The organism is Pantoea sp. EKM101V (assembly GCF_011800325.1).
GTDB classification, from domain to species: Bacteria; Pseudomonadota; Gammaproteobacteria; order Enterobacterales; family Enterobacteriaceae; genus Pantoea; species Pantoea anthophila.
Genome location: NZ_JAALFP010000004.1, coordinates 273,522 through 291,837, shown reverse-complemented (window position 1 = coordinate 291,837; position 18,316 = coordinate 273,522). Strand labels below are relative to the sequence as shown.

Below are 18,316 nucleotides of genomic sequence, written 5' to 3'. Positions count from 1 at the left end.
AAAACAAAAAGTATCCTCTCAACGCTACAATATTTTTAATATTGGCCTGCTCGGTGACTATATCAGAAGGATTTATATCGAGACAAAGAGAAGGCCAAGATTCATAAAAAAGAAGGAAAGCATTAATGAATAAATATTTTTTTGAACCCAAAGAGGCAATGCAGCAATTATTTTTTTCATTGTTTTTTTGCATTATAGCTTATGGGTTCTCTTTATCTAATCATACAATTTCAATAGACGTAGATGTTATGGATAACTATCTCCATACTATTGACTTAGGCAGATGGGGACATGCAATACTAAAAAGATTCGTTTTCCATGAGCCTTGGATTCCGTTTTTTTCCCTGGCTTTCTCTTTGATATGCTTGTCAGCTTCATCAGTTATAGTGTCAAGTTACTTGCAGCTATCTAAAATTAATAGCCTGATATTTTCAGCTTTGTTTGTAACATTTCCTCAGATGGCTTATCAGCTTCAGTTCAGCAATCAAGCTGAAACTGTTGGCTTGGCTCTTTTAGCGTGCTGTTATAGTGTTTTGCTATATTCTCGCCAAGGGATAAAAACAAAGATTGCATTTATACTAATTAACATCTTTGTTATATCTATATATCAATCATTCACCTTCCTGCCTGTCACTCTTATTGCATTGTATCATTTCAAGAAAGCTAATGACGGAAATGGAACGCTTAGGTCTTGGTTCCTCGATTCAGTTATTGTATCTGTTTTAACCGTCATATCTGTAAGTGTTTATTTTTTGATATCCAAACAAATAAAAGCTTACTACCACATTAACGACGTAAGTTATTTTTCTGCGCTCATATCATGGGGTAAAATTGGTTTTATTGAAGCTATAATAGGTGTCTACAAATTCATCCTGTACCAGTGCTATATTGCAACATGGTATGGGTTTAATCTATATTTCCTTTCCGCAGTAGCGATTGCAGCAATAGCTATAAGATCTATGCGTAATGGAGCAAATCACTTTTTAACCACGATAATTTTATCAATCGTAGTTATCCTGTCACCATTCATATTAAATATTTTGATTGGTGCGGGCACACCTGCAAGGACTTTGAGCCAACTTCCATTGGTGTTCGCTGCAACAATAGCTATAGCCATGCAAAATGTCAGAAAAGAGTCTTTTAAGGTTCTTGTAACGATAGCAATTGCCCTCTCAAGTTGCGCCTATATAAACATTCTTTTTTATTCGGATAAGGTTTCTGATGAACAGACCCATTCTTTATCCGAAATGATAATGAACGATATGTATCGCACATATCCTGACACTGCCAGAAGAGAAACGCCGGTTTATTTTTATGGGAAGCTTAGTTTGAGGAATCCATGGAAGCCATCTGGTGCGGATGAGTTTGGCATTTCATTTTATGAAAGGGGGGAGTCAGATAGGATTGGTAATTACATAAGAAATACTGGCCTGGCAAATATATTGCAAGTTGGCAAGTATGACGTCAATAACGAACAAAAAGAGGCCATAAAGAATATGCCAGAATGGCCAACACCTGGCTATATAAAAGAAGTTGATGGGAAAGTGTTAATTAAAATATCAAATTAGTATTATAGCCCCGCTAACGGGGCTTTTTTATTACAAGCAAGGAATGGAGAGTCCAACCCTCAAGATGGTACAAAAAGAGATTATTGTGGCTGCAAAGTTCAAACGTTCAAAACTAATGAATTGGTATTGATATCCGGGATTGGCAAACAATGATGGCTGGACCTGGTAGACCCTGCCGCCAGCACAACAAATATTCATTGTCGTGCCAGGGTAAGACTGAACAGTGGCTGTGCCGGATGGAAATTAAAGCCACCTTAGAAAAAGACAGTTTTTTAACTAAAATAAGCTATCTGGGTCATTACAAGTAGAATACTCATTGAAATAACAGTGAATTTAATTCTGAACTGTTTGTTTAACGCTGTTTTTGTCGCGGCGGGATTTCATCAACCCGCCCAACAAAAATGAAGCAAATAGCCGATAGCTTAAAGCTACTTTCTCTGCACCTTCCATATGGTGCCATTCACTCCAGCGGCATCTTCACCGGATCGTCATAGCGATACTCAAACCCCAGCTCGCTGCAGATACGCGACCCGTCAATCAGCTTACCGCTCTCTTTCACTGCCTCTGGCGCGAACTGCGGCGGCTGCAGCCCAAGCTGGCGCGTCACCGCCGGGTAAAAGGTGTCGCGTGAGGGGTGCCTCAGCGCACAGAGGTTATAGGTCCGGCCTCCTTTGGGCGACTGCAGCAGCAGCGTAATCGCCTCAACCACATCGTCGAGGTGCACCAGATTGACGCCCTGCGAACCATTAGCCACATCCTGTTTCCCCGCCAGGAAGCGTCCCGGATGGCGTTTTGGCCCGACCAGCCCCGCCAGACGAACCACATCGACGCTGGTGCCAGGCAGATCGTGCAGCCAGTTTTCCAGTTTCACCAGCGTCTTTCCGGCGACGGTTTCGGCGTTCAGCGGGCTGTTTTCCCGCTTAGGCCCGGAGCTGCTGCCATACACAGAGGTGGAGCTGGTAAAGATAATGCGTGGCACCCTGTAAACCAGCGCGGTGTCGACCACATTCTGCACCGCCTGCAGATAGGCCTCGCCCCCTTCTGCTGTGCGGCTGGCGGGCAGCGTAACGATCAGCGCATCAACATTGAACAGCGGTTCGATATCGGCGGCATCACACACCAGCTCAGGCGTCAGCTCCAGCTGAAAGGCCTCAATGCCGCAGCGGCGGGCCGCCTCAACACCGTCCGGCGTGGTTTTACTGCCTGTTACCTGCCAGCCCCGCGCCGTTAACGCCGTGGCCAGCGGCATGCCCAACCAGCCCAGTCCCACAATCGCGACCTTCTTCATATTGACTCCTGACGTAAAACATCCACCCTGACTTCACCGTAGTTTGCCCCCGGATTGCAAACCAGGACAACCTGTTTCAGTGCTTTCCGAACCGGGTCTATAAAAAAGTGTTGCCAACGGCACGCATCTTCGCTAGGTTAAACCCCACAAATGAATACTCATTCATCGACGAGATTATTATGACACGCGTTCAGTTTAACCATCACCACCACCATCATCCTGACTAGTCTTTCAGGCGATTGGTGCTGGAAGACTTTCAAGATCTTCCAGTGGTGCGAACGCAAGAGAACCCCCGGAAGATCGTCTTCCGGGGGTTTTTTTATGGGCTGACGTAACCACACATTCAGGACAGGATTAAGAGGACAGGAACCATGTTAGATAACACCCGTTTACGCATAGCTATGCAGAAATCTGGCCGTTTAAGTGATGATTCACGCGAACTGCTGGCGCGCTGCGGCGTTAAAATCAACCTTCAGCAACAGCGCCTGATTGCGTTTGCGGAGAACATGCCCATCGACATCCTGCGCGTGCGCGATGACGATATTCCTGGCCTGGTCATGGATGGCGTGGTCGATTTAGGCATCATCGGTGAGAACGTGCTGGAAGAGGAGTTACTCTCACGCCGGGCGCAGGGTGAAGACCCGCGCTATTTCACCCTGCGCCGCCTCGACTTCGGCGGCTGCCGCCTGTCGCTGGCGATGGGAACCGATGACGAGTACACCGGCCCGCAGTGCCTCGACAACGCCCGTATCGCCACCTCCTATCCGCACCTGTTAAAGCAGTACCTCGACAAAAAAGGCGTCAGCTTCAAAACCTGTATGCTGAACGGTTCCGTTGAAGTTGCGACCCGCGCCGGTCTGGCTGACGCCATCTGCGACCTGGTCTCCACCGGGGCCACGCTGGAGGCCAATGGCCTGCGTGAAGTGGAAGTGATCTATCGTTCAAAAGCCGTCCTGATTCAGCGCGACGGCGAGATGCCTGCCGCCAAGCAGGAGCTGATTGACAAGATGATGACCCGTATTCAGGGCGTGATCAAAGCGCGCGAATCGAAGTACATCATGCTGCACGCGCCGAGTGAACGCCTGGAAGAGGTGATCAGCCTGCTGCCTGGCGCAGAGCGCCCGACTGTGCTGCCGCTGGCGGGTGATGTCAGCCGCGTGGCGATGCACATGGTCAGCAGCGAAACCCTGTTCTGGGAAACGATGGAAAAACTGAAGTCACTGGGTGCCAGTTCGATTCTGGTGCTGCCAATTGAGAAGATGATGGAGTAAGCCATGGCCTTTTCTACCCCGATTGAATGGCAGCAGTGCACCCCGGAACAGCAGCAGGCGCTGCTGTTACGTCCTGCGATTGCCGCCTCTGACAACGTCACACAGACGGTGCGCGACGTCCTGGAGCAGGTAAAGTCCGGTGGTGATGAGGCGCTGCGCCAGTTCAGCGCCCGGTTCGACAAGGCGCAGGTTGACCAGCTGCGCGTGACCCCGCAGCAAATCGCAGAAGCCAGCGCCCGTCTGAGTGACGCGCTGAAGCAGGCGATGGCTGTGGCGGTGAAGAATATTGAAACCTTCCACAATGCCCAGATCCTGCCGCCCGTGGATGTGGAAACACAGCCCGGCGTGCGCTGCCAGCAGATTACCCGTCCGGTGAAATCGGTCGGGCTCTATATCCCCGGCGGTTCCGCCCCGCTCTTCTCAACCGTGCTGATGCTGGCAACCCCGGCACGCATCGCCGGATGCGGGCGCGTGGTGCTCTGTTCACCTCCGCCGATTGCCGATGAGATCCTTTATGCCGCGCAGCTGTGTGGTGTTGAAGAGGTCTTTCAGGTGGGCGGCGCGCAGGCTATCGCCGCCATGGCTTTCGGCACGGAAACGGTGCCGCGCGTGGACAAAATTTTTGGTCCGGGCAACGCGTGGGTCACCGAGGCAAAACGTCAGGTGAGTCAGCGCCTGGATGGCGCGGCAATCGATATGCCGGCAGGCCCCTCAGAAGTGCTGGTGATCGCCGATGAGGGGGCGACGCCCGCGTTTGTCGCCTCTGATCTGCTTTCACAGGCGGAACACGGCCCCGATTCACAGGTGATTCTGCTGACGCCTTCCCTGAAGCTGGCTGAGGCAGTTGCGGACGCGGTTGAACAGCAGCTGGCACAGCTTCCGCGTGCGGCCACCGCCCGTCAGGCGCTGGAGAGCAGTCGCCTGATCGTGGCGCGTGACCTCGAGGAGTGCGTGGCGATTTCTAACCTCTACGGCCCGGAGCACCTGATTCTGCAGACCCGTCAGCCGCGCGATCTGGTGGACACCATCACCAGCGCCGGTTCCGTCTTCCTGGGCGACTGGTCACCGGAGTCGGCGGGGGATTACGCGTCAGGCACTAACCACGTCCTGCCAACTTACGGTTACACCGCGACCTGTTCCAGCCTGGGACTGGCCGATTTTCAGAAACGCATGACGGTGCAGGAGCTGACGCCGCAGGGTTTCCTGAACCTGGCCGCGACGATTGAAACCCTGGCCGCCGCTGAGCAGCTGGATGCCCACAGGAATGCCGTCACCCTGCGCGTTGCCGCACTGAAGGAGCAAGCATGAGTAAGGATATTGAGCAGCTGGCGCGCGCCAATGTGCGCGCGCTGACCCCCTATATGTCGGCGCGTCGTCTGGGTGGTAACGGCGATGTCTGGCTTAACGCCAACGAGTTTCCGCTGCCGGTGCCGTTTGAGCTGTCGCAGCAGACGCTGAACCGCTATCCCGAGTGTCAGCCGAAAATCGTGATTGAGCGCTACGCCGCCTACGCAGGCTTAACCCCCGAGCAGGTGCTGGTGAGCCGCGGCGCGGATGAAGCCATTGAACTGATCATGCGCGCCTTCTGTGAGCCGGGTCAGGATGCGATTCTGTTCTGTCCACCGACCTATGGCATGTACAGCGTCAGCGCCGAAACCATCGGCATCGAATACCGCACCGCTCCCGCGCTGGACGGCTGGCAGCTGAACCTGCCCGCGATTGCAGAGCAGCTGGAAGGCGTTAAAGTCGTTTATCTCTGCAGCCCCAACAACCCGACCGGTAACCTGATCAATCAGGAAGATATCCGTCAGTTGCTGGCAATGACCGCCGGAAAAGCGCTGGTCGTGGCCGATGAGGCCTATATTGAGTTCTGCCCGCAGGCGACACTGACCGGATGGCTTAAGGATTATCCGCATCTGGTGATCCTGCGTACGCTCTCGAAAGCCTTTGCGCTGGCAGGCCTGCGTTGTGGCTTTGCGCTGGCGAATAAGCCGGTGATCGACCTGCTGATGAAGGTCATTGCCCCCTACCCGCTGGCGACGCCCGTGGCCGACGTTGCGGGTCAGGCACTTAGCGAGCAGGGTATCGCCCTGATGCGTGAGCATGTGGCGCAGCTGAATGCCAGTCGCGGCTGGCTGCTGGATGCACTGGCTCAGCTCAGCTGCGTGGAGCAGGTTTTCCCCAGTGAAACCAACTACGTGCTGGCGCGCTTTACCGATTCGCCCAGGGTCTTCAAAACCTTATGGGATCAGGGCATTATCCTGCGTGATCAAAACAAAAACCCAGGCCTGTCGGGATGCCTGCGCATCTCCATCGGCACGCGTGAAGAGTGCGAACGAGTGATCGCCGCGCTGCAAGCCTTTTCTGTGGAGCAAGCATGAGCCAGAAGACCCTTTTTATTGACCGCGATGGCACCCTCATCTCTGAGCCGCCTGAAGATTATCAGGTTGACCGACTGGATAAGCTGGCATTTGAGCCAGACGTTATTCCGGCGCTGCTGGCGCTGCAGGCCGCCGGTTATCGGCTGGTGATGATCACCAATCAGGATGGTCTGGGCACCGCCAGTTTCCCGCAGGCGGACTTCGATGGTCCGCACAATCTGATGATGCAGGTGCTGACCTCACAGGGTATCGCGTTTGATGATGTGCTGATCTGCCCGCATATGCCGGACGATCACTGCGACTGCCGCAAGCCGAAAACCAGAATGGTGGAAGCCTGGCTGGCAGAAGGCGCGCTCGATACCGCCAACAGCTACGTCATCGGCGATCGCCTGACCGACGTTCAGCTGGCGGAGAACATGGGCATTCAGGCTATCCGCTACGGCGCAGATGGCCAGAGCTGGCAGACCATCCAGCAACGCCTGACCCAGCGCGACCGCCATGCGCTGGTGCAGCGCAACACCAAAGAGACGCAGGTTCGGGTTGAACTGTGGCTGGACCGCGAAGGCGGCAGTAAGATCAATACCGGCGTGGGCTTCTTCGACCACATGCTGGATCAGATTGCGGTGCACGGCGGTTTCCGCATGCACATTGAAGTGAAAGGCGATCTCTATATTGACGATCATCACACGGTGGAAGATACCGGTCTGGCCCTGGGGGAAGCGCTGCTGAAAGCACTGGGCGACAAACGCGGTATTGGCCGTTTTGGCTTCGTGCTGCCGATGGACGAATGCCTGGCGCGCTGTGCGCTCGATATCTCCGGCCGTCCTCACATCGAGTTCAAAGCCGAGTTCAACTACCAGCGTGTGGGTGACCTCAGCACCGAGATGGTCGAGCACTTCTTCAGCTCGCTCTCTTACGCCATGATGAGCACCCTGCATCTCAAAACCAAAGGCAAGAACGACCATCACCGTGTCGAGAGCCTTTTCAAAGCCTTTGGTCGTACGCTGCGCCAGGCGATTCGCGTAGAGGGTAATACCCTGCCGAGCTCGAAAGGAGTGCTGTGATGAACGTGGTGATCATGGATACCGGGTGCGCCAACCTCTCATCAGTGAAATGGGCGATTGAACGTCTGGGCTACCGCCCGGAAGTCAGCCGCGATCCTGATGTGGTCCTGCGCGCCGACAAACTGTTTCTGCCGGGCGTTGGCACCGCGAAGGCGGCGATGACGCAGCTGGAAGAGCGTGACCTGATCGATCTGGTGAAAGCCTGTACCCAGCCGGTGCTGGGGATCTGTCTGGGGATGCAGCTGCTGGGACGCGGCAGCGATGAAAACGGCGGTGTGCCGACGCTGGGCATTATTGATGAACCGGTTTCGTTGATGGACACGCAGGGTCTGCCGCTGCCGCACATGGGCTGGAACCAGATTACCGCGCAGGCGGGCAATCACCTGTTCCGCGGCATCGACGATGGCAGCTATTTCTACTTTGTTCACAGCTACGCCATGCCGGTCAACGCCAGCACCATCGCACAGTGTCACTACGGCGAAGCCTTCACCGCAGCGGTGCAGAAGGATAACTTCTTCGGCGTCCAGTTCCACCCGGAGCGTTCGGGCAAAGCGGGCGCACAGTTGCTGAAAAATTTCCTGGAGATGTAATGATTATTCCCGCGTTAGATTTAATCGACGGCAAAGTCGTTCGTCTGCATCAGGGCGATTATGGGCAGCAGCGCGATTACGGCAGTGACCCGCTGCCGCGTCTGCAGGATTACGTTCGTCAGGGCGCAACCGTTCTGCATCTGGTGGATTTGACCGGCGCGAAAGATCCGGCGAAGCGTCAGATCTCCCTGCTGAAAACCCTGCTGGAAGGGGTGGATGTGACGGTGCAGGTCGGTGGAGGCATCCGCAGCCGTGACGATGTGCACGCCCTGCTGGAAGCCGGTGCCAGTCGTGTGGTGGTGGGTTCCACCGCCATCAAACAGCCGGAAGAGGTCAAACGGTGGTTTGCCGAGTTTGGCGCTGAGGCGATCGTGCTGGCGCTGGATGTGCGTATCGACGCCAGTAACCGTAAAGAAGTGGCCATCAGCGGCTGGCAGGAAGCGGCAGGCGTGACGCTGGAAGAGGTGATTACCGATTTCCAGCAGGTGGGCCTGAAGCACGTGCTCTGCACGGATATCTCCCGTGACGGCACCCTCAGTGGCTCCAACGTCGCCCTCTATCAGGAAGTGACCGCACGCTTCCCGTCCGTCGCCTTCCAGTCCTCTGGCGGCATTGGCGAACTTAATGATATCGCCGCCCTGCGCGGCAGCGGTGTTCAGGGCGTCATTGTCGGTCGTGCGCTGCTGGAAGATAAATTCACTGTTTCGGAGGCGATCTCATGCTGGCAAAACGGATAATTCCCTGCCTTGATGTGCGTGACGGCCAGGTGGTCAAAGGCGTACAGTTTCGTAATCACGAGATCATCGGTGACATCGTGCCGCTGGCCCAGCGCTACGCCGCCGAAGGGGCCGACGAACTGGTGTTCTACGACATCACCGCCTCCTCCGATGGCCGGGTCGTAGACAAGAGCTGGGTGTCGCGGGTAGCGGAAGTCATCGATATTCCGTTCTGCGTGGCGGGCGGTATCAAAACACCCGAAGACGCGGCGCGTATCCTGGAATTTGGTGCGGATAAGATTTCGATCAACTCACCGGCGCTGGCTGACCCGACGCTGATCACCCGCCTCGCGGACCGTTTCGGTGTTCAGTGTATTGTGGTCGGGATCGACACCTGGTTCGATGAGAGCAGCGGCAAATATCAGGTTAATCAGTACACCGGTGACGAAGCGCGCACCCGCGTGACCCAGTGGGAAACGCTGGAGTGGTTGCAGGAAGTGCAGAAGCTGGGCGCGGGTGAAATCGTGCTGAATATGATGAATCAGGATGGCGTGCGTAATGGCTATGACCTGGTGCAGCTGAAGAAAATGCGGGATGTCTGCAAGGTGCCGCTGATCGCCTCTGGCGGCGCAGGTACGATGCAGCACTTCCTGGAAGCCTTTATCGAAGCCAATGTTGATGGGGCGCTGGCCGCCTCGGTATTCCATAAGCAGATTATTAATATCGGTGAGCTGAAGAGCTTCCTGATCGACAACGGAGTGGAGATTCGCGCGTGCTAACCGAACAACAACAGGCTCAGCTCGACTGGGACAAAACAGAGGGCATGATGCCGGTCATCGTGCAGCACAATGTCTCAGGCGAAGTCCTGATGCATGGCTACATGAATCCGGCGGCACTGGAAAAAACGCTGGCTGAAGGCAACGTCACCTTTTTCTCCCGTACCAAAAACCGTTTATGGACCAAAGGTGAAACCTCCGGCAACTTTCTGCAGGTAGTGAGCATTACGCCAGACTGCGACAACGACACGCTGCTGATCCTGGCCAATCCGATTGGCCCGACCTGCCATCTGGGCACCAGCAGCTGCTTCTCCCCCGCGGCACCGGAGTGGACCTTCCTTTATCAGCTGGAGCAACTGCTCGCTTCCCGTAAGACAGCCGATCCGGAGAGCTCTTACACCGCCCGCCTCTACGCCAGCGGCACCAAGCGTATCGCGCAGAAAGTGGGTGAAGAAGGGGTGGAAACCGCGCTGGCGGCAACCGTCAATGACCGGCATGAGCTCACCAATGAAGCCTCAGACCTGGTCTATCATCTGATGGTGCTGTTGCAGGATCAGGATCTCGACTTCAGCACGGTGATCAATAACCTGCGCGACCGCCATCAGTAAATGTGCAACATACTGCTCAGAATACCGTTTTTATGCGGATTCTGAGCAGGATTCTTCTCACATCCTGCACCGCTCCCCCTTCGTGAACACCGCCCATCTTCCCGGGAGAAGACCATGACCACCCATGAAAAGTTAATCGCCCTTCTCGACCAGCATCAGGCGCGCTATCGCCTGATGGAGCATGAGGCGACCGGTAAATGTGAAGCCGTCGCGGCAATACGCGGCACCGAAATCGGTCAGGGCGCGAAAGCGCTGGTCTGTCATGTCAAAGGCAACGGCGTTAAACAGCATGTGCTGGCCGTGTTACCCGCCGATCGGCAGGCCGATCTGAATAAGGTTGCCGACGCGGTGGGCGGACGACGCGCGTCACTGGCCAGTCCGGCAGAAACCGACCAACTGACCGGCTGTGTATTCGGGGCGATACCGCCGTTCAGCTTTCATCCCGACCTCCGACTGATTGTGGACCCCGCGCTGTTTGAACGTTATCCGGAGATCGCATTTAACGCCGGTCTGCTGGAGCGCTCAGTGATCCTGAACACCGAAGACTACCGGGCGCTGTGCAAGGCTGACGTGATAGAGATAACGCAATAATTGCCATCCCGGCAGCCCGGCGATACTCTGCATAATCACTCATCACGACAGAATAAGAGCAAAATCATGAACATTTTCACGCAACGCCTGCGTCAGACGCTGGCTCTCACCCTTCTGGCAGGCTGTGCATTTGGCGCGCAGGCAAAAATTGAACAGGTGCGTTTCGCGGTCGACCCGACCTATCCGCCATTTGAATCGAAAACGCCCCAGGGCAAGCTGGTCGGCTTTGACATTGACCTGGGCAACGCACTCTGTAAACAGATGCAGGCGAAATGCGTCTGGGTCGAAAGCCAGTTTGACGGCATGATTCCCGCGCTGAAAGCACGTAAGTTTGATGCCATCCTGTCAGATATGGGCATTACGGAAGAGCGCCTGAAGCAGATTGACTTTACCGTGCCGCTGTATGACACCCACACGCAACTGATTGCCCGTAAAGGCGCCGGCATCCTGCCCACCGTCGAGTCTCTGAAAGGAAAAACGGTTGGCGTGGAACAGGGAACGGTTCAGGAGCGCTATGCCCTGGCGAAATGGCAGCCTCATGGTGTGACCGTCGTCCCTTATGGCGATCAGGCACAGGTAGAAAGCGATCTGGTTTCAGGCAGGCTGGACGCGGTCTTTACCGATGCGGCACAGGCGGCTATCGGATTCCTCAAACAGCCACAGGGCAAAGAGTTTGAGCTGGCCGGCCCGATTATTCAGGATCCGATCATCGGCCCCGGCACGGCGATTGGCCTGCGTAAAGGCGATACTGAGCTGAAAACCGCGCTGGATAACGCCTTTGCCGACATCAAAAAGAACGGCACCTTTGATGAGATTCAGAAGCGCTACTTCGCCACGGATATCTCTATTCAGCAGTAGTGTCGCAGGCCCCATTTTCGTCCTCACTGCGATCCGGCACTATACTCTAACCTTTTCGGGACGGCGCGCTGTCGTCCTTTGCCGATTAAAGGACATTAACACGGTATGCATCAACAACATCATCCACTGTTAAGCGCCTCTTTAGGCACCCAGCGTGAAATCATCAGCTTTCACTTTGCTCAGGATCATGAGCGTCAGGTCTATATCCAGGCGGCATTGCACGGCGATGAACTGCCGGGGATGGCGGTGGCGTGGTTCCTGAAGCAGCGGCTGCAGGCGCTGGAATCCGCCGGGCAACTCAAAGCCGCCTTTACGCTGGTGCCGGTTGCCAATCCTCTGGCACTGGGCCAGCACTGGCACGGTACTCACCTCGGACGTTTTCATACCCTCTCCGGTCAGGATTTTAATCGCCGTTTCCCCTCCCTGGGCACCACCCTGGCGGCCGGGCTGGCTGAGAGCCTGACCCAGAGTGAATCGCAGAACAGAAGCCTGATCCGCGATGCGATCGATCGCCACTACCGCGATACCGTCCCTAAGACCGAACTGGATGCACAGCGCTACACGCTGATGCGAATGGCCAGCCAGGCCGATCTGATGATTGACCTGCACTGCGACTGGGAAGCTGTACCGCATCTCTACACCACCCCGCATGCGTGGCCGGATATTGAGCCGCTGGCACGCTGGCTGGGCAGTGAAGTGCAGTTGCTGGCGCAAATCTCCGGCGGCGAACCCTTTGATGAAGCCTGCTGCGAACCCTGGCTGACGCTGGCGGAGCGGTTTGGCAAAGATTATCCGATGCCACGCGGGCTGCTGCCGGTGACACTGGAGCTGCGTGGCGTGCGTGATGTCTCGCCTGAGCAGGCGGAAAAGGATGCGGATGCCATTATTTCAGCGTTGCAGGAGGGGGGCTATATCGGCTACAGCGAACCTTCGATTTCTGTGGAAGTGGCCGCGCCCGTTATTGGCGGCGATGAGCTGGTCCCCGCGAGCGCAGGCGGGGATGATGTGGTGGCCATCAATGACGGCTCCATCGGTTTAACCGTACCCGATGCGGCTGAAGCGCCGGGAGAGACTGGCGTGATCAAAGAACGCCATAGTGAGGGTTCTGCGGCCTCCTCCCCTGCCCTGAAAAACCCGCCGACACCTCTGGCTGGCTGTGAATATATTCACTCGCCGGTGTCAGGATTGATTCTGCATCGTAAACCGCTGGGCGCAGAGATTCGTCCGGGAGAGGTAGTGGCTGAGATTGTCGATCCACTGACGGATCACATCACCCCGCTGGTGGCGGAGCATGGCGGTATTCTCTATGCACGGCACTGGGTGAGGTTTGCTACAGCAGGCATGCTGGTGGTGAGGCTGGCGGGAGAGAAAGAGATTCGGAATGGGGATTTACTGGTGGGATAAAAAAAGGGCTTCCCGAGGGAAGCCCTTTTTAGTGATTAATCTAACCACTCGGTGTGGAATACACCGTCTTTATCAATGCGCTTGTAAGTATGGGCACCGAAGTAGTCACGCTGCGCCTGAATCAGGTTAGCAGGCAGGACTTCTGAACGATAGCTGTCGTAGTAAGCAATCGCTGCCGAGAAGGTCGGCGTCGGAATACCGTTCTGGATGGCGTAAGAAACGACATCACGCAGCGCCTGCTGATACTGATCCGCGATATCTTTGAAGTAAGGCGCCAGCAGCAGGTTAGCGATGCCTGCATCGGCTTCATAAGCATCAGTGATCTTCTGCAGGAACTGGGCACGGATGATGCAGCCAGCACGGAAAATCTTCGCGATTTCGCCGTAGTGCAGATCCCAGTTGTTCTCTTCTGATGCCGCACGCAGCTGTGAGAAGCCCTGCGCATAAGAGACGATTTTACCCAGGTACAGAGCACGACGAACTTTCTCGATAAACTCAGCTTTATCGCCGGTGAAGGCCTGCGCCTGTGGACCGCTCAGGACTTTAGACGCCGCGACACGCTGGGTTTTCAGCGAAGAAAGATAACGCGCGAAGACAGATTCAGTGATCAGGGACAGAGGTTCGCCGAGATCCAGCGAGCTCTGGCTGGTCCACTTACCGGTACCTTTGTTCGCTGCTTCATCCAGAATCACATCAACCAGGTATTTACCGTCTTCATCTTTCTTGGTGAAGATATCTTTGGTGATGTCGATCAGGTAGCTGCTCAGCTCGCCGTTGTTCCAGTCGGTGAAGGTTTCAGCCAGCTCTTCGTTATTCAGACCCAGTGCGCCTTTCAGCAGTGCGTAAGCTTCGGCAATCAGCTGCATGTCGCCATATTCGATGCCGTTGTGAACCATCTTCACATAGTGACCCGCGCCATTTGGACCGATGTAAGCCACACAGGCTTCACCATCTTCGGCACGTGCTGCAATCTTATCCAGGATTGGCGCAACCAGCTCATAGGCTTCTTTCTGGCCACCAGGCATGATAGATGGGCCTTTCAGTGCGCCCTCTTCCCCACCAGAAACACCGGTACCGATGAAGTTGAAGCCCTGGTCAGACAGCTCTTTGTTACGACGGATAGTGTCTTTGTAGAAGGTGTTACCACCATCAATCAGAATGTCGCCTTTATCCAGGTGTGGAGTCAGAGAGGCGATAGTCTTATCGGTCGCTTCACCCGCCTGAACCATCAGCAGGATACGACGAGGTTTTTCCAGCGATTCGACAAACTCTTCAACGGTGTAAAAAGGAGCAAGTTTCTTGCCCGGGTTCTCAGCGATGACTTCATCAGTCTTTTCGCGTGAACGGTTGAAGATTGAAACAGTGTAACCGCGGCTCTCAATGTTAAGAGCCAGATTGCGGCCCATCACTGCCATACCTACAACGCCGATCTGTTGCTTGGACATATTTTACTCCTGATCGATATATACAGAGCCGTTCAGCTCTATCCCACTTATGAATTCAGACAATTTTAACTTAGCGATTACCATACAACATTTTTTTAAAGAATGTTATCCGTAACACTAAGGTCGTGTTGAAGGAAAGCACTGCTAAACAATAAGAGAGGCGACAATAAGTAAAATCTCAAACCTGTCTTATTACGAATTCTTACAGTTAAACTGTGAAAGGCATTTAGCGTTAAACTGCTCTCTTTCACGATCGTTAAACCAGCCCCATTTGTTGAAATAACGGACAGCGGAAACAATGTGGTAGAAAAGGAATTTAGCATCCTGGTATGAGCGTCGTTGCGATTCATGCACAACGGTGGATTCAGGACAATACTGGATGCCCAGCCCGGAAGCGGAGACACGCCTGGAGAGATCCACATCTTCCATATAGAGGAAAAAGTGTTCGTCAAATCCATTGGTATGATCGAGCGCCTGCCGGCTGATAAGCATGAAGCAGCCAGAAAGTGAAGGAGCATAAAATGGACGACTATAATCAGCTTGATGCAGCTCATAATCGCTATTTGAAACTTTCATATAACGCGAGCAAAAGCGTCGCATAAATAACTGATAAGGCGTCGGCAACAGCTTACAACTATGCTGAAGAGTTCCATCGGGGTAAATCACTTTAGGAATAGTCAGTGAAAGATTATTTTCTTTAGTAAATCGATAAAGAGAATCAACTTCTCCGCAGCCAAAGCTGATATCAGGATTACAAATCAGCATATATTCACACTGATGCTTATATTCCTGAAAGGCTTTATTATGGCCAGCACCGAAACCTTTATTATTTGCTACAGTTAAAACCGAAACTTTCGGATGAGAATAATCATTTAACCAGTTACAATGACCACCATTGTCAACTATGCAAACTTTATCAATACTTTTCTCAGCCAGCAATGAATCCAGCGTGCGTGAAATATCCTCATAAGCATGACGATACAGGACAAGCGATGCGATTATTTTCACAAGATTACCAAAATTAGAACCTGTTAAATAGAGCGTAAGAGAAATTCGTCATCTGCCCCAGGCGGTTTTGATGATAGACGCCGGAGGCTATGAATAATTTTAAACGCGCAGGTAACGCGCTGTCCCTGATTTGGCGAAAAGCATCAAAAACAACCCGATTTTCAGGAGTCATTTCAGCTTTAAGTTGTGCCAGAAAGCTGAAATTCACATCATTCCAGTGTCGATTGCGCCCCTGATGAGCATCAATAAAATTACTGACTCGCTGTGTCAGCTTCATTCCGTTGCCAATCACGTTAGCGTTGTGCTGTCGGTATAACACTGATGGCTCAGGATCATAAAAGACGCTTCCACCACAGGCGGTGACGAGCAAATAAAGCGCCCAGTCATGGGCGATAACAGGCATGTCGAGTATTTTCAGAAAAAGCTGGCGCGCCGCAGCATTGAAGACCATGGTGTTTCCGCTTGCGATATTTTGCAGTAATGCGTTAGGGAAGCCAGGTCTTTTAGCATTAAGTGGCGATAAGCCCAGAACCTGATCATGCTCGTCTATTAACCGGGTTCTGCTGCAATAGAGTGCCGGGCTCTCGTCGGGCAGGGATTGCAGATATTCAACGGCACGTAACAGCTTAGCAGGATGCCATATGTCATCCTGGTCAGCAAAAGCATAAAAATCTGCCTGTATTGCCGGGTTGCCAATCAGAGACTTAAAATTTTCGCAAAACCCTTTTTTCGGACCGGCAAGCACTGTGCAGCTATTTTCTGCACCCGAAAAAAACCGCTCTGTGACAGAGCGGGTATCGTCTGTGGAGCCGTCATCAGACACCCATAAAGACCAGTTTTTCCACTCCTGATCTTTTATAGACTGCAGTTGCTTGCCGATGAAAGCGGCACCATTGAAGGTGCCCATAAGAATAGCAACCTGTCCCTTATGTTGTGTGGTTAACATTGGGAATGGTTCTTGAAGTAATCCTGAAACTTAACAACTTTATTACGTGTACTGCCCCAGGAGTCAAAATTCTCTATCTGCATGAAAAGATGATTTTTACGCCAGTCATCTTTTGTCGTCAGTGAAATAAGCGGTTCCGCCAGCTGCATCGGGGTGAGATTCACCTTTAATCTTGCTACCATCGCCAGAAAATCGTCACAAAATCTATCCACACCTTCGGTCAATTGTGCATTAATCAGGTTATGATCCTTTGATTTAGTCCGGCCAGGATCCGTTACTGGATAAACACCATCTTTAACCGGTTTATAGCCAATAACCGTATTATGTGGTGCAGAGAAAAATAGCTCTATGGCCACGCGATTCTCATAAATCCTGTCCACTAAATCCGGACTGGTCGTATCATTATCAATAAATGCTTTCATTATCTGATGGGGTGTACGACGTTTTCTTTCAAAAGTATTGGCAATGCAAAAATAGTAGCCAATTACATTTATGTTCATGAATTTCTTGACAGTATGGATAAACGCTTCCTGAGTCGTTCCGCTCCAGCCCACGTCTACCATCGCGACAGTGTCGCCCTCTTTAATGCCCAGAGAGTGAAGATAAATGAACAATCCGCGACGATTACGCTGACATACCTTCAGAATTTCTGCTCGAAGCGCGATAAGAAACTTTTCAACTATCTCGTAATTTTCTGGGGCAATGACCAGATCAGGTGCAACACCGGCTGAGACCATCACGCTGTCAGCCGGTGGCTCTACGCCAATACGCTCCAGTAATTCACCCGGGGATAATCCATCAGAGCCTGACATCAGGAAGGGCAGGTTCTGGCTGAAGTTCTCTTCGTCCATCAGAGAGAGATTGAAAGCAATCCGGGATCCCATGAAATAGGAGAAAGAAGGCAGCTTTTCCGTGAAATAACGTGATGCCAGTCTTTCCAGCGCATAACCATCACGGGAAACAAACAATAGCTTATCAACATTGTCTGTAATGCATTCTTTTCGAATCCATTCAAGGAAGCCCCAGGTCGCGGGTGCCTGGTATTCGTAGCCCAGCTGCTGAAAAGAACCGGCAGCGACATTTTCAGGCCGCAGGGTTCGCATCATGCCGTTAATCAGGGAAGAGGCCAGAGGCTGCTTTTTCCCCTTATTGATTAAATGAGGCGATTGGTAATGCCATGCAGTGATACTTTTTTCGCGTGGCTTAATAAAATCAGCCAGTTCATTATCACCGATGTGCAATACCTGATACGGTTCCACTTCGCACTCTGCAAGCAGGTAGTCGAATATTTCTCCCGTATCACGTTTCGTCGCATTACGACTTGCAGAAATGTACAACGGCACGTCTGGCATATCATACTTCTTCAATGCCGCGCGGAAGAAATCCTCTTCAAGATACATATCTGAAGTGATAACTACGGTTTTACCCGATGAAATCAAATCGTTAAAAAAATCAACAAAGAAAGGATTTGGCTCGACCAGAGCCAGCTCAAGCTGATATTCCGCTTCCATCAGGCTTTCAGTACCGCCACGGGTGCCCTGAAAATTATTATAGATATTCTTAAGGGTGATCTCTTTTCTGCCCTCTCTGACCATCTGAGCAAAGGCATTTTTTTGCGCTTTACGACGCAACTGTCTGAAGTCTGGAAGATAGAACTTATTCGCTAACAGATCAAAAGCATCTTCAGGATCGTCCAGTGGACGAATAAAAAGAGTATCAAAAAAATCAAAAGAGATAACTCTGGCGTCTTTAGCTAAATGACGAAGCGAAATCAGATCCATCTCTTCTTTCGTATAAGCAGT

At 52.8% G+C, this 18,316-nt stretch carries 18 protein-coding genes and 1 other annotated feature; of the genes, 13 read left to right on the top strand and 5 right to left on the bottom strand.

Annotated features, from left to right (window positions below):
* The first annotated feature begins 125 nt into the window (after positions 1 to 125).
* Positions 126 to 1,568: a glucosyltransferase domain-containing protein gene (locus tag HFD92_RS09195; RefSeq protein WP_167428807.1), complete on the top strand. Its 1,443-nt coding sequence runs from the start codon at positions 126 to 128 to the stop codon at positions 1,566 to 1,568.
* Between the two features lie 460 nt (positions 1,569 to 2,028).
* Here the strand turns inward: HFD92_RS09195 and HFD92_RS09190 are convergent, their stop codons facing one another.
* A complete protein-coding gene (locus HFD92_RS09190) occupies positions 2,029 to 2,856 on the bottom strand; it encodes an NAD-dependent epimerase/dehydratase family protein (RefSeq protein WP_167428806.1) in 828 nt (275 codons plus the stop codon).
* Positions 2,857 to 3,035: 179 nt separating this feature from the next.
* On the opposite strand from HFD92_RS09190, the gene hisL reads away from it, so the two are divergent.
* From hisL to HFD92_RS09130, 12 genes are all read left to right on the top strand, one after another.
* Positions 3,036 to 3,083, top strand: a complete 48-nt coding sequence (hisL, locus tag HFD92_RS09185) for a his operon leader peptide (protein ID WP_100396937.1) — start codon at positions 3,036 to 3,038, stop codon at positions 3,081 to 3,083.
* Positions 3,059 to 3,179: a sequence feature (His leader region), on the top strand. Its footprint overlaps the gene before it by 25 nt.
* A gap of 48 nt (positions 3,180 to 3,227) precedes the next feature.
* On the top strand, positions 3,228 to 4,127 hold the full coding sequence (gene hisG / locus HFD92_RS09180) for an ATP phosphoribosyltransferase (protein WP_009089318.1): 900 nt from the start codon (positions 3,228 to 3,230) through the stop codon (positions 4,125 to 4,127).
* Between the two features lie 3 nt (positions 4,128 to 4,130).
* Positions 4,131 to 5,435 carry a histidinol dehydrogenase gene (hisD, locus tag HFD92_RS09175; protein WP_167428805.1) on the top strand — a complete coding sequence of 435 codons (1,305 nt, stop codon included), beginning with the start codon at positions 4,131 to 4,133 and terminating at the stop codon, positions 5,433 to 5,435.
* Positions 5,432 to 6,508, top strand: a complete 1,077-nt coding sequence (gene hisC, locus HFD92_RS09170; RefSeq protein ID WP_167428804.1) for a histidinol-phosphate transaminase — start codon at positions 5,432 to 5,434, stop codon at positions 6,506 to 6,508. Before hisD ends, hisC begins: the two co-directional genes overlap by 4 nt.
* Entirely contained in the window at positions 6,505 to 7,572 is a 1,068-nt protein-coding gene (gene hisB, locus HFD92_RS09165) for a bifunctional histidinol-phosphatase/imidazoleglycerol-phosphate dehydratase HisB (protein ID WP_009089312.1), read from the top strand. Before hisC ends, hisB begins: the two co-directional genes overlap by 4 nt.
* A complete protein-coding gene (gene hisH / locus HFD92_RS09160) occupies positions 7,572 to 8,162 on the top strand; it encodes an imidazole glycerol phosphate synthase subunit HisH (protein ID WP_111208232.1) in 591 nt (196 codons plus the stop codon). Before hisB ends, hisH begins: the two co-directional genes overlap by 1 nt.
* Complete coding sequence (hisA, locus tag HFD92_RS09155; RefSeq protein ID WP_167428803.1) at positions 8,162 to 8,899, top strand: 1-(5-phosphoribosyl)-5-[(5-phosphoribosylamino)methylideneamino]imidazole-4-carboxamide isomerase; 738 nt, start codon at positions 8,162 to 8,164, stop codon at positions 8,897 to 8,899. The genes hisH and hisA overlap by 1 nt, the downstream gene beginning before the upstream one ends.
* Positions 8,881 to 9,657, top strand: coding sequence for an imidazole glycerol phosphate synthase subunit HisF (gene hisF, locus HFD92_RS09150; RefSeq protein WP_167428802.1), 777 nt, complete (start codon positions 8,881 to 8,883; stop codon positions 9,655 to 9,657). Before hisA ends, hisF begins: the two co-directional genes overlap by 19 nt.
* Complete coding sequence (gene hisIE, locus HFD92_RS09145) at positions 9,651 to 10,262, top strand: bifunctional phosphoribosyl-AMP cyclohydrolase/phosphoribosyl-ATP diphosphatase HisIE (protein WP_009089305.1); 612 nt, start codon at positions 9,651 to 9,653, stop codon at positions 10,260 to 10,262. The genes hisF and hisIE overlap by 7 nt, the downstream gene beginning before the upstream one ends.
* Positions 10,263 to 10,376: 114 nt before the next feature.
* Positions 10,377 to 10,853: a YbaK/prolyl-tRNA synthetase associated domain-containing protein gene (locus HFD92_RS09140; protein WP_058956675.1), complete on the top strand. Its 477-nt coding sequence runs from the start codon at positions 10,377 to 10,379 to the stop codon at positions 10,851 to 10,853.
* A gap of 66 nt (positions 10,854 to 10,919) precedes the next feature.
* Positions 10,920 to 11,711 carry an ABC transporter substrate-binding protein gene (locus HFD92_RS09135; protein WP_111208234.1) on the top strand — a complete coding sequence of 264 codons (792 nt, stop codon included), beginning with the start codon at positions 10,920 to 10,922 and terminating at the stop codon, positions 11,709 to 11,711.
* 105 nt (positions 11,712 to 11,816) lie between these two features.
* Positions 11,817 to 13,115 (top strand): succinylglutamate desuccinylase/aspartoacylase family protein, encoded by a 1,299-nt coding sequence (locus HFD92_RS09130; RefSeq protein ID WP_111208235.1) that lies wholly within the window; start codon positions 11,817 to 11,819, stop codon positions 13,113 to 13,115.
* A gap of 35 nt (positions 13,116 to 13,150) precedes the next feature.
* On the opposite strand, the gene gndA is transcribed toward HFD92_RS09130, so the two are convergent.
* The 4 genes from gndA to HFD92_RS09110 form a co-directional block, all read right to left on the bottom strand.
* Positions 13,151 to 14,560, bottom strand: coding sequence for an NADP-dependent phosphogluconate dehydrogenase (gndA, locus tag HFD92_RS09125; RefSeq protein ID WP_111208236.1), 1,410 nt, complete (start codon positions 14,558 to 14,560; stop codon positions 13,151 to 13,153).
* A gap of 192 nt (positions 14,561 to 14,752) precedes the next feature.
* Positions 14,753 to 15,568, bottom strand: a complete 816-nt coding sequence (locus HFD92_RS09120) for a glycosyltransferase (protein ID WP_111208237.1) — start codon at positions 15,566 to 15,568, stop codon at positions 14,753 to 14,755.
* Between the two features lie 13 nt (positions 15,569 to 15,581).
* Entirely contained in the window at positions 15,582 to 16,514 is a 933-nt protein-coding gene (locus HFD92_RS09115) for a glycosyltransferase family 2 protein (RefSeq protein ID WP_111208238.1), read from the bottom strand.
* Complete coding sequence (locus HFD92_RS09110) at positions 16,508 to 18,295, bottom strand: haloacid dehalogenase (protein ID WP_167428801.1); 1,788 nt, start codon at positions 18,293 to 18,295, stop codon at positions 16,508 to 16,510. The genes HFD92_RS09115 and HFD92_RS09110 overlap by 7 nt, the downstream gene beginning before the upstream one ends.
* Positions 18,296 to 18,316 lie beyond the last annotated feature (21 nt).